12 protein-coding genes and 2 pseudogenes are annotated in these 15,398 nt (G+C 59.9%); 5 read left to right on the forward strand and 9 right to left on the reverse strand.

Translation table 11 applies throughout. The features are described from left to right. Positions 1 to 160: 160 nt before the first annotated feature. Entirely contained in the window at positions 161 to 658 is a 498-nt protein-coding gene (locus tag P6U30_RS27105) for a recombinase family protein (protein WP_407165913.1), read from the reverse strand. 289 nt (positions 659 to 947) lie between these two features. Here P6U30_RS27105 and P6U30_RS27110 point away from each other — a divergent pair, with 289 nt between their 5' ends. Next, positions 948 to 2,462 carry a DUF2235 domain-containing protein gene (locus P6U30_RS27110; protein WP_407165914.1) on the forward strand — a complete coding sequence of 505 codons (1,515 nt, stop codon included), beginning with the start codon at positions 948 to 950 and terminating at the stop codon, positions 2,460 to 2,462. A 317-nt stretch (positions 2,463 to 2,779) separates the two neighbouring features. Here P6U30_RS27110 and P6U30_RS27115 read toward each other — a convergent pair. Continuing rightward, positions 2,780 to 3,277: pseudogene (locus P6U30_RS27115) on the reverse strand (hypothetical protein); the annotation flags it as partial. Next, positions 3,267 to 3,855, reverse strand: a pseudogene (locus P6U30_RS27120) (helix-turn-helix domain-containing protein); the annotation flags it as partial. The pseudogenes P6U30_RS27120 and P6U30_RS27115, both read right to left, overlap by 11 nt. A gap of 118 nt (positions 3,856 to 3,973) precedes the next feature. On the opposite strand from P6U30_RS27120, the gene P6U30_RS27125 reads away from it, so the two are divergent. Next, positions 3,974 to 4,165, forward strand: a complete 192-nt coding sequence (locus P6U30_RS27125; RefSeq protein ID WP_407165915.1) for a hypothetical protein — start codon at positions 3,974 to 3,976, stop codon at positions 4,163 to 4,165. A gap of 146 nt (positions 4,166 to 4,311) precedes the next feature. Here the strand turns inward: P6U30_RS27125 and P6U30_RS27130 are convergent, their stop codons facing one another. From P6U30_RS27130 to P6U30_RS27155, 6 genes are all read right to left on the reverse strand, one after another. Beyond that, positions 4,312 to 6,984: a PAS domain S-box protein gene (locus P6U30_RS27130; protein WP_407165916.1), complete on the reverse strand. Its 2,673-nt coding sequence runs from the start codon at positions 6,982 to 6,984 to the stop codon at positions 4,312 to 4,314. Positions 6,985 to 7,577: 593 nt separating this feature from the next. Further along, complete coding sequence (locus P6U30_RS27135; protein WP_407165917.1) at positions 7,578 to 8,390, reverse strand: amino acid ABC transporter ATP-binding protein; 813 nt, start codon at positions 8,388 to 8,390, stop codon at positions 7,578 to 7,580. Between the two features lie 8 nt (positions 8,391 to 8,398). Further along, the gene (locus tag P6U30_RS27140) at positions 8,399 to 9,049 is read right to left on the reverse strand and encodes an amino acid ABC transporter permease (protein WP_407165918.1); all 651 of its coding nucleotides are present in this window, start codon (positions 9,047 to 9,049) and stop codon (positions 8,399 to 8,401) included. After that, on the reverse strand, positions 9,046 to 9,711 hold the full coding sequence (locus P6U30_RS27145) for an amino acid ABC transporter permease (RefSeq protein WP_407165919.1): 666 nt from the start codon (positions 9,709 to 9,711) through the stop codon (positions 9,046 to 9,048). The genes P6U30_RS27140 and P6U30_RS27145 overlap by 4 nt, the downstream gene beginning before the upstream one ends. A 25-nt stretch (positions 9,712 to 9,736) precedes the next feature. Next, a complete protein-coding gene (locus P6U30_RS27150) occupies positions 9,737 to 10,630 on the reverse strand; it encodes a transporter substrate-binding domain-containing protein (RefSeq protein ID WP_407165920.1) in 894 nt (297 codons plus the stop codon). 79 nt (positions 10,631 to 10,709) lie between these two features. Further along, entirely contained in the window at positions 10,710 to 11,627 is a 918-nt protein-coding gene (locus P6U30_RS27155) for a LysR family transcriptional regulator (RefSeq protein WP_407165921.1), read from the reverse strand. 224 nt (positions 11,628 to 11,851) lie between these two features. Here P6U30_RS27155 and P6U30_RS27160 point away from each other — a divergent pair, with 224 nt between their 5' ends. Genes P6U30_RS27160 through P6U30_RS27170 form a run of 3 tightly spaced genes read left to right on the forward strand, consistent with a single transcriptional unit; the run spans position 11,852 to position 15,311 of the window. After that, positions 11,852 to 12,709 (forward strand): NAD(P)-dependent oxidoreductase, encoded by an 858-nt coding sequence (locus P6U30_RS27160; RefSeq protein ID WP_407165922.1) that lies wholly within the window; start codon positions 11,852 to 11,854, stop codon positions 12,707 to 12,709. A gap of 23 nt (positions 12,710 to 12,732) precedes the next feature. After that, positions 12,733 to 14,238: an aldehyde dehydrogenase family protein gene (locus tag P6U30_RS27165; protein ID WP_407165923.1), complete on the forward strand. Its 1,506-nt coding sequence runs from the start codon at positions 12,733 to 12,735 to the stop codon at positions 14,236 to 14,238. 26 nt (positions 14,239 to 14,264) lie between these two features. After that, positions 14,265 to 15,311 (forward strand): glutamate cyclase domain-containing protein, encoded by a 1,047-nt coding sequence (locus P6U30_RS27170; protein ID WP_407165924.1) that lies wholly within the window; start codon positions 14,265 to 14,267, stop codon positions 15,309 to 15,311. Positions 15,312 to 15,398 lie beyond the last annotated feature (87 nt).

Here is a 15,398-nt window from a genome sequence, read left to right on the forward strand (position 1 = left end):
GTGCTTGCCAGTTAGACAAGGCGACCGTCAGGGCACCGGCAGGTGGTCTTGCTCAACAAAGCCCCATGCCGATAAGCGGCGGTGTCAAGCATTCGATGCGGCCGCTCGTACCGCCGCGTCTCCCAACGCGGTCGTGTGGGCGGCATCGAGCAGGTTCACATTAGCCAGCAGCCCGCCATATCGGATTTGAGCTCGCCAAGGTATTTCCCTTCCGACACGAAGGACATGAAGACGCGTCTGACGGTCTCGACCTCTCGGTCCGGGCCGTGAATGATCTTAATGCGGTCAGTCTGGAGGTATTTCTTCTGGCCGTATTCAAGCTGGTTCTTACGATCCCGGTCTCATCAAGCAACTGGCGTCTTAGACCGTAACCGGGCATGCCGCCGTGCCAGAAGCCCATGCGGGTGACGCGCGATTGGCCGAGGAAGACTTTCTTGGAAAGCTGTCGGCTGAAATCGGCAGCATTGAACCGCTTGTTGTTCTTGAGCAAGGCTGCCATCATTCTCAAAGCCTTGAGACCGTCGCGGCAGTGAATGGCAAGGCCGCTAAGGCCTTCATCGGCATAGATGCGAACGATGGTGATGTTGCGTTCTCTGGCGAAGGCCGAGATCACGTCCGCTTGGTTTGCCGTCGAGTAGCGCTGGCTGTCCCGGGACATGCGTACATATTGTGCCGCCCGGGTGGGTAGTATGGAACGACCGGACGCAATCGGTATCTCGTAGGACACGACCGCACCTCGCCGCGGATCGAGCAGAGCCGCCCCAGCCGAGGATAAGCGCTAATACCGATCAAGCCGTTTACGCGACCGCCGCGAGTTGAAGCTTAGATGACTCAGGGTAAGGAGGACATGACAACCTGCGCTGTGCGCAAGTGGCCCAGCTCACATTTCGACACGCACAATCTATGATATAGGTTGGCCTTTTGGCGCACTTGGGGGATGGTGTGCAATGCCGAAGAATATCGTGATCTTTTCCGATGGTACAGGCCAGGCCGGCGGCATCAATTTCGACGAAGCCCGCACGAATGTTTACAAGCTCTACCGCGCCTGCCGGGTCGGCCCAGACACGAAGGTCGAACCGTCCCAACAGGTGGCCTTCTACGACGCCGGTCTTGGTTCGGCGTCCGACGGTGGCCACTTCAAGATCGGTTGGATGCGGTGGCTCTACAACCTTGCCAGTATGGCGACGGGCCTTGGGATCACCCGGAACATTGTTGACTGCTATGCCGCGATCATCGCCCTATATGAGGAAGGCGATCGGATATTTCTGATCGGCTTCAGCCGGGGCGCCTACACGGTCCGATCGGTTGCCGGCGTCATGACCTATTGCGGGGTCCCGCGTCATATGCCGGAGGGCTCGCCCCTGCGCCGTGACCCAGAGAGCATCCACAAGCTGGCCGAGCACGCCGTCAAGGATGTCTATCAATTTTGCCCATCGTACTCGCGCAACGTTGTTGGGTACCGTCAATTCCTGCTGGAGACGCGCGACGCCATCGCCTCCCAATTCAGACAGCGGTACGGCAGCACAATCACCGTCAACGGCGCCGAGCACGCGAACGTCTTTCCCTACTTCATCGGGGTGTTCGATACCGTCGCCGCCCTCGGCCACAAATATTTGGGCGCGGCGCTCGTGACCTCCGGCATTGCATTACTACTCGGGGTTCATCGGCTCGGTGACTCCCTTCAGCTGATCTTTCCATGGGCTGGATGGGGGGCCCGGCTTCTGAGTTACCTCGGCGTCGCGACAGCGCTGATCGTCTTTCTCATGAACTACCTTAAGATCGCTCCGGATCTGCCCGGCTATGGGTTCATGAAGCGCCTCCGGACGGTGCATTTCGCCCCGCCGAAGCACAAATTTTACGACACAACCCTCAATCCCAATGTCGGCTACGCCAAGCATGCGATCTCGATTGACGAGAACCGCGCCGACTTCAAGCGCGTCGGCTGGTCCCCGACAGCCGAGACGCAGGACCAACGCGACGCGCACGGCAATCTTTACTTCGAACAGGTCTGGTTTCCGGGCGTGCACGCCGATGTCGGCGGCGGCTATATCGAGAATGAGGCTCGGCTCTCGGACGTCGCGCTGAACTGGCTGCTCGCCGGAGCTTCGCTCATTCCGGACGGGCTGAAACACGACGGCAGTGTGCTACGGCTGTCGCCCGATCCCGCGGGCCCCCAACACAATGAGCAGGCGGGAGGCTTCCTCAAGGCCGGAGTTCGTGACCTGCCGATCGATCCCGAGACGGAAGAATCGAGATCACCGATGCACAAATCAGTCTATCGGCGTTTCGAGGCCGCGTCCGTTCTCCTTTACGATCGCATGGCGGCCTACCGCCCAGACAACATGAGGGTTCACGTTGACTTCAAGCGCTATTTCGACGGAAGCACCGCGCAACCGAACCAATGCGTCGCCGATGACATTGAACAGAAGTGGGAAAATGTAGGTTATGTGGGACGGCTTTAAGCGAGTCGCCCGAGTCTCCGCCGCGCTGACGTAGATCACAATGCTGAGATTGGACTGGCCGACCGGCCGCTAAAAACACCGTTTGAAAAACCGTTTTAGTTCGGCTCTCTCAAACGGTTTCTCTTGCTAAGGTCTTGATTTATATGGTGGGCGCACCAGGGCTCGAACCTGGGACCCGCTGATTAAGAGTCAGCTACGGGTTGAGAACAATCAAAGACTTATTGGTCGCATCACTGGGCTTATCCAGCAGAAGATGGGTATTCGTCGCACGGTTTTGAGGTGCCATTGTCGGAGCACAAGCTGCAGACAGCTTCCGATCAAACTTCGATCGCGCCAGCAATGGCGATCGCATTCTCGACTGGCGTGAAGATGTCCACATTCGACCCCGGCGCTCTGATCGTCACGATGAGCGCATACCGCGCGGTGCCATCGAACCGCTCCAGGTAGGGCTTTTCCTTCCACCAGCCACCGACCGGAAAGACCCCGATGGCATCGCGCTCGGCGAGGTCCGCCGCGCTTCCAGACCAAAAATCGGAGTGCACCGATCCATTGTCGCGAAACGTGCCGAGAAGCCAATCCTCGCCACCGCTGGGAGGCACCCCCTCCTCCTCGTCCCGTGCTGCCTGGTTGATACGAGCTCTGAACTCGTCGACAGTCTCGGTCGCAGACTTCACACGGAAGCGAAGACCGTGCGAAGCGTACCGATGCCGCCTCGTCCACCCACGCTCTCCAGGATTGGGTTCGATGAAGTAAGACAGGGTCGCGCGTAGCTCTACTTGCGCTTCACCAAGCGCGGCCAGTTGCTCCTTCGGCCAGCATTGGCTGCGTGCGCTCCAGAGCCTGACATTGACTCTTCTCATCCACGGAGATCACCAAAGCCTTGTCGGGCGGCTCAGGTACAGCCTGACGACGTCGCGCAGCTTTTCGATGAAGAACGGATCGTTGGACAGCTTGAAGCCTTCAGAGCGATCGGTTGCAAGCCGAACGTCCGGAAATAGCGCTGTACGCTGGTCTTGGAGATGCCAGTTTCGGCGGCCGCCGAGCCAACGCTCCAATGTGTGGAACCATCAGACGGCCCGGTGTGCAGCGTCGTTCTAATGCGCCGCGCCAAGCGTTCGTCATCGATCGTTCGCGGCGCGTCTGGGCGAACATCGTCGTACAGGCCAGCCAGGCGCCGTCTGATGAAGCGCGATCGCCACTTCCCGACGGTAGCATTGGTCAGTTGCATCCGCGGCGCGATCGCATCGTTGGGCTCACCATCTGCGCTACTCAATATGATGCGCGCTCGACTGCTGAGCGCAGCGGGCAGCGAGCGGTTACGCGCAAACGCTTGAAGCTGCGAACGCTCCTGATCCGACAACACAAGATCTGCCTTCGGTCCGCCAATCGTCATCGCCATCTCCATCGAAGAGACCGCGAAAACCATGCAGAATTACTGCCATTTATTTGCGGGACAGGACACTAGGCGCCGATCTGGAAGGGCGTTAGGAAGTCATCGTCAGCGAGGCGCGATGAGCGGCGTAGGTTATCAAGTTTATTCGAAAAGCGGCAACGAAGCCATCCGGGTCGTTGTTTCCTCCGCGAAGCAAGCTCTCGCCAAGGCCAATGAACTGGCCGAATCTGGAAACGAGATTCTGATCAAGGACCTTGCTGGCAAGGTTCTCGACACGGCGACGATGGCTGAGCTCGGCGCGCGCGAATAGATTGCTTGTCTCGGGGTCGGTTGGTTGAGCAGTCATGGGACAAGACTGCTCGTCTCGTCTGTTCGCAACAGCGCCTTGTGGGTCGGGCGGATCAAAACCCTCTTCGCCAGCGCTTCGATCTCGGGCCGGTGACTCAGACCGTCCTGTCAAGACACGACTTCCTCATGCAACGGCAGAGTGAATTGAAAGGTCGCACCCGGCTCCGGCTTACGGACAACTGACAGGCGCCCTCCGTGAGCCTCTACGATTGAACGGCAGATCGAAAGGCCCATTCCGAGGCCGCTCGATTTGGTGGTGAAGAAGGGGTCCAAGACGCGATCGGTATCATCCTCAGCAATTCCGACGCCGCAATCAGCCACGGCGAGCTGCACATATCCCGCACCGTCGCTGAATGATTGAATTACCAGTTCGCGCGCCCGTTCCTCGACCGCCTGCATGGCCTCAATCCCGTTTATCACCAGATTGATGATTACCTGTTGCAGCTGAACCCGGTCACCGAGGATCGGTGGTAGATCGGGCGTTAGCTCGCTTCGCAATCTCACGTGATGATTAATCAGCTCACGCGTCATCAGCGCAATCGCCTCCTTGATGACATCATTGATATCGAGAGCCGACATCTCGATCTCGCCTTTCTTCGCAAGCGCGCGGATGCGGCGGATTACCTCGCTTGCCCGGATAGCATCTTCGACGATCCATTCAACCGAGCTTCGCGCGGCTGGAAGATCAGGAGTGTCGCGGCCCATCCAACCGAGGCATGCATCGGCGTTGCTGATGATGGCGGCGAGCGGTTGGCTTATTTCGTGGGCGATGGACGCCGTCAGTTGTCCCAATATCGTCACGCGCGTAACATGCGCAAGCTCGGCCTGGGCCTTTCGCAGTTCTTGTTCCGCCTGATCCGCGCGAATAGTTGCCGTGATGTCGCTGCTGGCACCACGGTAGCCTAGAAAATTGCCGCCCGCATCGAAGAACGGTTTACCGCCGGTGCGGACGTAGATCGGAGACCCCATCCGGTTGAGGATGGGATAGATCAGATCGCGAAATGGGAGATGTGCAGCTAGGGTTGCTCGATGCTGCCGCCATTTCTCGGGTTCTGCATCAACGTCGCACGCGACGTCCCAACGAGCAAGGCCAATGAGCCCACCGGCCAAGAGGCCTGCAGCGCCTGCGCGTTCGGATAGATGGGTGCACAGGTGATCCGGCCCGGTCTCCCAGAGCCAGTCCGAAGCCGTTTCGGCATAGTCGCGAAACCTTTGCTCGCTTTCTTGCAGCGCTGCGAGAGTGTTTTCCAACCGTTCTCTGGCCGCGTGTTGTTCGGTGACATCCACATCCGTTCCAATGATCTCGCTGACTTCACCATCGCTACCAAACACAGCATGCGCAACGGAATGTATGCGCCTCACTGCGCCATCGGGGCGAAGGATATGAAAATCAAATTCGAAAGGTGTCCTGTTGTGTCGGATGGCCTGACGCACCGCCTCGCCGATTCGCTGCAAATCGTCTGCAGGGATACGTGAGTGTATCGCCCGCGCCGATATAGCCTCTCCCGAATCGAAGCCGTACAAACGATAGATCTCCGCGGAGAGATACATATAATCGCGACGGCGCACGTCCCAGGACCAACTGCCCGTGTGACTGAGATGCTGGGCTTCGGCCAAATAGGCCTCGCTACGACGCAACTGCTGCTCCGTCTGCTTGGCAGTCGTAATATCCGTCGCGGCCCCGATAAACTCGATATCATCGGACGCAGTTGTGGTGGCTCGCGCCCGCGCGTGGATATGCTTTACCGAGCCGTCCGCCATCAGCAGTCGGTATTCGTGTTCGAAGTCCTCGTGGTCTTGGATCGCTCGATCGATAGTTGCCTGTATGGAAGCCTTATCGTCTGGATGCGTCCAATCGACGACGAGGGCCGCGCTTGGTTTTGTGCTCGGATCCAATTGGAAAATACGAAAAACCTCCCTTGACCAAAAGCCCTCACCGGTGGTGACGTTCCAGCTGAAGCTGCCGGTTTGGCTCAACTCCTGCGCTTGGGTTAAGTGAGCCTCGCTCCGCTGCAGGATAAGTTCGGTGCGCTTTTTCTCGGTGATATCTTCGCAAGCAATGAGGACAATCGGCCTGTCGTCGGCCCACAGCATGGCTTTGGCGTTTTCACGCACCCACAGCACCGAGCCGTCCTTCCTGAACGTCTGAACGTCCCAAGTGTGCGATTGGCCGACCGTTTCAAGGCACAACGCGATGCATTTGCGAACGAACGCATGATCTTCTTCGAGAAAGACCGTCAGCACGGATTGACCGATCAGTTCTGCTGGCGCATAGCCGAATTGTGTCGCACCGAAGGTGTTGACGTTGAAGATCGTTCCGGCGGCATCAACCATGAAGTACATAACGGGGTTATGCTCAAAGATCTCGCGCCATTGCTTCTCGCGGTCGCGTAAATCGGCCGCCCTGCGCCGGAGCCTGGTTGCGTCCTCAAGCGCAGTCTTTCGTTCCTGGCGGACTTTTTCGATCAAGTACGTTGCAACTATCGAAACAGTAAGGAATGCAATAACCACCACAAGATCTTGCGGATCGTCGGTTCCCAGACTGAAAGTTAGTGGCGTAAAGAAGTACGCTAAAGCTGCGGCGGAAACGATCGATAGCGCGGCTGATCCAATTGCGCTGATCGTCTGTGAAACCAGCATTATCACCGCCAGATAGGCGAACGCCGTCACAGCGAAATGAGGATGAAGGGACAGCGCAGCAAGCGTGATCAGCGCCAGCGCGACGCCACTGAAAACAAACTGCGCCACTGAACGTCCGAACGCGGTGACCTCGTTACGCATGATCGTCGACCATCAGTCCTTCGAGACAACTTGGAGAAATTTGCATAAAATCGGCGATTCCTTCGGAAGTCGCGGAACTCAGCACGAGCTCGAGGAGGGCGCATTACAAACGTTCGTATAGTTTTTCGAACCCTTTCGATATCGTATGCGCACTGAGCGTTCATCACCGGACCGACTGGTTGACGGATCGATCGATGTCGCGGCCAGTATTCAGGTTCATGAAATGTCGATGGAGGATAGTCTGGAGAGAAGACGCCCCACTCGAGAACGGGCCATCGTGCCCGCGAACTGGGTAAGAGATACTGGGCAGTTGTTAGCTGGGCTTGCTAGAGTCTTGCCGCCGTTCGCCCCCCGAACTATGTCGACAGTTCAGGCTCGGCGATGGACGGTCCGCGCCGCCAGCGGGTACCCAAGAACAGCTTTTGCGGAAGAACGGCTAGGAAAAGGTCACTCCATTTCGAGGGTCCGGTCCTGCGGTTGTGACGGAGATGTCGCTCCGTTGTGATGCGTGGTCGCCAACCATGCGCTGCATCACTCGACCGTTCCAAGTTCGGGCTGCGGCAACAAAGACGAATGCTGACTACCGGAAGGAATCATAGTTGCGCACTTGGGGATCTACTCGCGATTCGACGAGTTCCCAGAAATGATCGAAACCTCTCGGTTTGGGGATTGGCCATGATCTCGTGCGGAGCGCCCTGCTCAACGATCACGCCTCCGTCCATAAAGATGACGCGATCGGCAACTTCACGAGCAAAGCCCATCTCATGCGTGACCACGATCATCGTCATGCCATCGTTGGCCAATTCCCGCATCACGCGGAGCACTTCGCCGACGAGCTCGGGATCGAGGGCCGATGTCGCCTCGTCAAAGAGCATAACTGCCGGGCGCATCGCGAGAGCGCGCGCGATTGCCACGCGCTGCTGCTGACCTCCGGAGAGGCGGGCGGGATATTGGTCGGCCTTGTCGGCCAGACCAACCTTCTGGAGTAACTCCAGTGCCTGCTTCCGTGCGTCGGCCTTGTCCCGGTGCTGGACCGACACGGGTCCCATCATGACGTTCTGCAGCACGGTTCGATGCGGGAACAGATTGAAGCTCTGAAAGACCATGCCGACATGCTCACGGTTTTTCGCGACCACCTTCTCGTTTAGCATGCGACGACGGCCTTCGCCGTCGGTCTCATAGCCGACCGGTGCGCCATCGACCGTGATTGCGCCGTCTTCGAACGTCTCAAGGAAGTTGACGCAGCGGAGCATGGTGGACTTGCCCGATCCGCTCGGGCCCAGAACGACAACGACTTCACCGCGCCGGACATCGAAAGAAACGCCGTTCAGAACGCGATGCGTCCCAAAGGACTTCACGAGGCCGTTCACTGATACGATGACGGGCGGTCCTGCGGAGAGGGTCATGAGTAGCCTCAGTGATCGAAGGAGAGTTTCCACTCGCAGTAATTCGCGAGCAGCGAGATGGGATAGCAGATCAAGAAGTAGATCAGCATGACGCCCAGGAAGATTTGGAAGGCAGCGAGCGTTCTCTCGACGATTTCCCGGGCCGCAAAGGAAAGCTCCCAGGCTCCGACGATCGAGGCGTAGGAAGTCTGCTTGACCGCCATAAGCGAGATGTTGAGGATCGGCGCGATCGCCAGACGGGCCGCCTGAGGGAGGACGACTTCACGCAGCATCGTCAGTTGCCGCATGCCAAGGCTCTTGGCTGCCGCGACCTGGCCTGCCGGCACGGCCGCGATGGCACCGCGCACCGCCTCGGTGACGAAGGCGGCGACATAGACGATCATCGATATCGTGACTGCAGCATAGGCGCTGAGGCGAATTCCAAATGCCGGGAAGGTGTAGAAGCCGAGAAACATGACGACCAATACCGGAATGCCACGAAACACGAAGACATAGGCTGTGACAATCGTCCGGAGGACCGGTCCGCCGCCGCTCGCGATCGTTCCAACGACCGCGCCAAGTACCGTGCCGGCGACCACGACGATGACGGCGAGCCATAGCGTGACCAGCGCACCCTGTAACAGGTAAGGAAGATTGGCGAGAAGGATGGAGATGTTCATCCGAGCCTCCCGCCGAAACGCGACTCGCCGATCCGGAAGCCCATGCCGATGATAGAAGTCAGGATCAGATACAGCGCTGCAACAAGAATGAAGACTTCAAAGGATGCGCCTGAGCGTTCGATGATGACCTTGCCGGAGAGCGTTAGATCGAGCACGCCAATCGCTGAGACTAGAGACGTGTCTTTCACAAGAACGATCAGTTGGTTTGAGACTGGTGCGATGACCTTGATTGCGGCCTGCGGAAGAATGATCTTGCGGAAAATCGCCCACCGTCGCATACCGATCGCCTGTCCTGCTTCCCACTGCTTGGCGCCTACGGCCGCGATGCCGCTGCGAAAGAGCTCGGACAAGAACGCTGCGTGCTGAAGTGCGACGGCGAGGACGCCGCAGGTGATCTCGTCCCAGAAGATTCCAACGATCGGCAGGCCGAAGAACAGAAGGTACATCTGGACAAGAAGCGGTGTGTTCCTCATCACCTCCACATAGGCTCGCACGAGACCGTTGAGCAGCCGCCAACCGGCGAGGCGCGGCAATGTGAGGAATACGCCGATTGCGACAGCCGTCGGTGCCGCGAGCGCCGCGACGGCAATGGTCACGAGCATTCCGCTCCATAGCTGCGGAAGGTAGCGGGCGGCGAAGTTGCCAAACTGTGACCAATCCATCACCCGCTCTCCTCTGCGCGGTCGATTAGTTGTTGTTAAGATACCACTTCGCGTTCTTCGGCTTCTCGCCAAACCATTTTTCGTAGATGGCGCTATAGTCGCCGAAAAGGTAACCGCCGGTCATCTCTGATACGACGAGATCGAGATACTGCCAGAGTCTAAAGTCGCCGGGCTTCATGAAAAGGCCCGTGTTGACGACATCCGTCAGGCGAGTTTCCATCACCCGCATGTCCGGATTGTTCTTGACGTACCAGGCGGCGACGGGAGCATCGAGCTGGGCGGCCTGGGCTCGGCCGAGCTTTACCGAGTTGAATTGCGAGGCGATGCCGTCAAAGGTCTGGAGCTTGGCCTGCGGGAAAAAACGCTTGGCGCGCTCCTCCTGAGTCGGCGCGGTCAGATTCGCGATCGTGACGTTCGGCTTGTTCAGATCGTCGAACGTCTTGAAGGGCGCATCCTTGCGAACGATGAGGACGATGCCACCGTCGACATAGTTGCGGGTGAATGCGACCCGCTGCGCGCGGTCAGCATAGATGGTGGTCGTCTGCGCGCCGAAGTCGATCGTGCCATTCTGAGCGTTGGGCCAGCGCTGGGCTGCGCTCTGGCGAATGAACTCGACCTTATTGGGATCACCGAAGGTTGCCTTCGCGATCAGCCGGGCAATGTCGATGTCGAACCCAACCAGCTCCCCCTTCTCGTCAACGAAACCGAAGGGAGGAGACTCGCTCGACACACCGACGATCAACTTGCCCCGCGCCAGGATTTCATCGAGCCGTGACTTTTCCTGAGCTTGGCTCGCGCCGGTAACGAGCGCGAGCCCGCTGAATGCCGCGACCAGACCAATGACGAAACGCCGTCCATAGCTTCGCATTTCTATGCTCCGTTCGCAATGTGAAAGATAGATGACGTGGCATTCGCTCAACGACTAGCGCTCGATCTGCCGGGGCGAAAGAACACGGCTTCTGACGGAGCACGTTAGAAATAGTTACGCCGTGAACATCTTAGAGGCGGCAATTGAGCGCCGCCCGCTCCAAGGCTGCCAGGGCAGCGGCAACGACTGGGCGCCGGGACATACCCTTCGGAACGGCGCTAAAGATGTGTCTGTGCAAGGCAGGCGCAATGGGAAGAACGAGAAAATCGGGGTCCTTGTGTAGAGGCTGCACCGCCAGACCCGGCAGCACCGTTACAAACTGCCCCGTGCGGACCATTTCGAGCGTCGCAGAAATATTGCGCGCACTGCAACCGATCTTCATTTCAAACCCCGCGGCCAGGCAGGCGTTCGTCAAGTGCTGCTGATAGGCGACCGCAGTTTGGTTGATCGCCCACTTCTCATTAGAGAGATCCTTGAGCTCGATGCTCGTCGCGTCGGTCTTTGCGAAGCGGTGGTCCGACGAAAGGATCGCGTTCAGCCCATCGACATACAGCGGGTGGAATTCGAGGGCCTGCCGATAGGCATTCGCATCGGCATAATCGTCGACGATTGCAATATCGACCTGCTTGGCCACAGTTGCCTTGAGTCCTTCGGTCGGCTCGAGTTCGACGAAGCTCGCATCGATCAATGGGTGGGTTTTGTGGAGATAGCCCAAGGCTCTCGGAACGATGCTGGTCGCGACGCTCCCGAATGCGGCAAGTCGCAGTTCGCCAGCAGGCGGTCCGTCCTTCTCGTCGAGCTCGGCCTCGATGCGGTCTGCCAGTTGCAACAGCGGCGTGACGCGATCCAGGAGTTGCTGCCCCTTGGTTGTCAGGCGCAATCCGCCGGCTGAACGCTCGAAGAGCACGGCTCCCGTCTCTCGTTCGAGCAGCGCCAACTGTTGAGATACGGCCGGCCGCGTCTGACCGAGCGCTCGTGCGACCGCCGAAATGGTGCCGAGCTCGGAAAGTTCGTGAAACAGACGCAGCCGCGAAAGATTAAGTGCCAAGCTCGCATATCCCCTAAAACCCCAAGAGTAAGAATTTCTTTCGCCTCGCGTCAATTGGACTGGTCTTCCGGGCCCCGTCGAACTGGACCTAAAACCACCGGCATCACGCCCGTGATCGCGAGCATCGTCAAGATGAGACCGTGATCGACGAGTTCTGACCGGCCATTGGCCAATATAACGAGGATTTATCGATGCCGACGATCGCCTTCTTGGGAGTTGGCCGCATGGGTTCACATATGGCGCGTCGGCTTGCCGAAGCCGGGCATAAGGTGCGGGCCTTCGATCCCAACAAATCGGCCGTGGCGAACCTCGCAGCCGCAGTTGTCGAAGCCGCCGCCAGCCCGAAGGCTGCGGCCGACGGCGCCGATTTCATCCTCGCGAGCCTCCCGTCTCCGGCGGCGCTGCGGGCGGCGGTGACAGGCCAGGACGGGATCCTCGCCATCGCGAAAAGAGGCGCGACCGTCGTCGATTTCAGCACGGTCGACCCCGCCACCACCAAGGCGGTCGCTGCGACCTGCAACGAGGCCGGGGTCAATTATCTGGATGCTCCAGTCAGCGGCGGCGTTGCAGGTGCAGAGAACGGCAAGCTCCTGATCATGATCGGGGGCGACCAGACCGTGCTCGATGCGACGCGCCCCGTACTTGAGACGCTGGCCGGCAAGATCATTCATTGCGGTCCGGTCGGTTTCGGACAACTCATGAAGCTCAGCCACAACCTGCTGACCGCCATCAACACGGTAGCTCTCGGCGAGGTGTTGGCAGCCAGCGTGAAGTCCGGCGCGAAGCTCGACGTGCTGCTCGAGGTTCTGGGCGGGGGTCTGGCCGGGAGCAAGATGCTCGATTGGCTCGGCAAAACGCTCTTCACTCAGGAGCGGCCCGCCTTCTTCGCACTCGACCTAATGCACAAGGACATCTCGCTCGCGCTCGACGAGTTCACGGCTTCGCCAATGTATCTCGGGCAGCTCGTTCGGCAGATCTACAACACGGCCCGCGCAGAGGGGCTCGGCGGAAAGGATTCCACGAGTGTCTCGGAGGTCTACGAGCGACTTCTCAAGGTCGATCTCCGTCAGCCCGCAGCTTGATTTCGAAGACCAGGAACAAACACATGAGAGCGCAACTCGCCACCTCCAGCTACGATTCCGAATTGACGCTGCCCCGCGCCGGGCTGTCGGGCAACTTCATCGGCGGCAAGTGGATCAAGCCGGTCTCCGGCCATACGATGGCCGTCGAGAATCCCTGCCGGCGCGATACCATCGCGATGGTCGGGGCGGCAAATAAGCAGGACGTCGATGCCGCAGTGGTGGCCGCCAAGGCGGCCTTCCCGGCGTGGCGCCGCATGGCCGCGCGAGCCCGCGGCGCGCTTCTGACCGAGCTCGGCAACCGCGTCTCGGCGCATGCCGAGGAGATCGCCAAAGTTCTAGCGGCCGAGACGGGCAACGCGCTGCGCACGCAGAGCCGACCAGAAGTCGCCAGCACGGCCGAGGTCCTGCGCTATTACGGTGGTGTCGTTTCCGAGCAGAAGGGCGAGACGCTGCCGCTCGGACCGGGGATCTTCAGCTATACAACGCGTGAGCCGCTCGGCGTTGTCGGCGCGATCATCCCCTGGAACTCGCCGCTCGTCCTTGCGGCGGTGAAGATCGGCATGGCACTCGGCACCGGCAACACGCTGGTCCTGAAGCCCGCTGAACACGCTCCGCTCGCGGTCATCAAGGTGGCGGAGCTTGCGGCCGACCTCTTCCCGGCCGGCGTCTTCAATGTCGTCACCGGGACGGGCATCGAGGCGGGCGCGCCGCTGTCGAACCATCCCGACGTCTCCAAGATCTCGTTCACGGGCTCGGTCGAGGTCGGCAAGCTCGTGGCGCATGCTGCCGCCGACCGTATCGCGAAGGTTACCCTCGAGCTGGGCGGCAAGAGCCCTTGCATCGTATACCCCGATGCGGCGACTCCCGAGCTACTCGACGCCTGCGCAACGAACGTCATCAATGCGATGCGCTTCGCGCGCCAAGGACAGTCCTGCACGGCCGGTTCGCGGCTATTCGTCCACCGCGACGTGTTCGGACCCGTGATCGCCAAGGTCGTTGAAAAACTGAAGGCCATGAAGGTCGGCGACGCGCTCGACGAGACCTCCGACATCGGCGCGATCATCAATGCCGAGCGCTACGGAGAGGTCTGCGCCTTCATCCGCGAGGCCGTCGATCGCGGTGCGAAGGTTGAAATCGGCCAGGTTCCGGCTCCCGCCAACGACACCGACGGCTTCATGCCGGGACCCGTCGTGCTGACGGGCGTCGACAACAGTTGGCGTGTTGTCCGTGAGGAGGTCTTCGGGCCCGTCCTGGTTGCGATCCCGTGGACGAATGAGGACGAGATGATCGGCTGGGCGAACGACACCCACTACGGTCTTGCCGCCTACATCTTCACGAACGACATCACCACCGCGCTACGTGCGGCGGATCGCATCGACGCCGGCTGGCTTCAGATCAACCGTGCCGGCGGTCAGATCCCGGGCATGTCGTATGGCGGCGCCAAACAGAGCGGAATTGGCGCCGAATACTCCATCGAGGGAGCCCTCGAGAGCTACACCTACCGCAAGAGCGTGACCGTCACGGTGTGAGCCGAGAACTACGTCAAGAGGTCTCCATGGCAGTCACCCTGACCGAAGACTCCTCGGGGCCAGACCCGCTTCTGAGCATGGTGGGCGAGCGGTTTGATCGTCTAATGACGATTGAATCCCGCCCGCTCTCGGGCGGGCTCCCGCCGGATTTCGTCGTTCCGATGTACGAGATCTGTCGACGCCATCATGGCGAGCCGCTGTCCACGTTGGCAGCCAGGAGCCTCATGTCGCGCGTTGCTTACGGAGACCACGTCATCGTGGCGACGGGCGCCGGCGTTCCGCCGAAACTTCCGCAGGGCGAGACCGACGGACCGCCAGGCGCTGCTGTTCTTGCCCGGGCTGTGGCCCTTGGTCTCGGCGCTCAGGTCACGATTGTCTCGGAGGAGGCTCATTCCAAGCCGGTGGAGGCATGCGCCGCGCTCGTTGGCTCCTCCGCGGCGAGGCCGATCAACGTCGAGACAATTCCTCCTCATTCCAAGTACGGACCCAAGGCCGTCGAAGCGCTGCTCGCGCGATGCCAGCCATCCGCGATCGTCTTCATCGAGCTCGACGGCCCGAACGCGGATGGCCATTTCCATGGCGTCCGCGGCGACCGCCGTCCCGCCGGCACCATGGCACATCTTCATCTGCTCGCAGCAGCCGGACGCATGGCGAAGCGTTTGACCATAGGGATTGGCGACGGTGGTAACGAAGTCGGCTTCGGCGCGGTGCGGGCGACGCTTGCCGCATTCCATCCCAACGGCTTCGTTGTCACGACAGCCGAGACAGACGTGATCGTCAGCGCCGCAATTTCCAATTGGGGCGCATATGCCGTTTGCGCCGGACTTGCCGTGGGGCTCGGCAGCCCTGACCTACTGCACGGCGATGCTCTCGAAGGGGAACTGATCAGAACCTGCATTGGTGCCGGTGCTCGTGACGGAGCGACAGCCAGCACCGAACCACGGGTCGACGGTGTCCTTGAGAGCGGTCATCGGGGCTTCGTCAGCCTGCTCGAAAGCATCGTCGCAAGCTCATTGATCGAACCTGGCCGCGCCTCATCGCCGCGTCCGCTGTCTCGGGATGTGATGCCGTGACGCCAAGCTACGACCCGGCTGTTGGCCCCGACTTCATCGGTCTCGTACCGGGCTTGAAGCATCGAGAATGCCTCGCCTGGCGCATTC

It is taken from the genome of Bradyrhizobium sp. ORS 111, assembly GCF_045571485.1.
GTDB lineage: Bacteria > Pseudomonadota > Alphaproteobacteria > Rhizobiales > Xanthobacteraceae > Bradyrhizobium.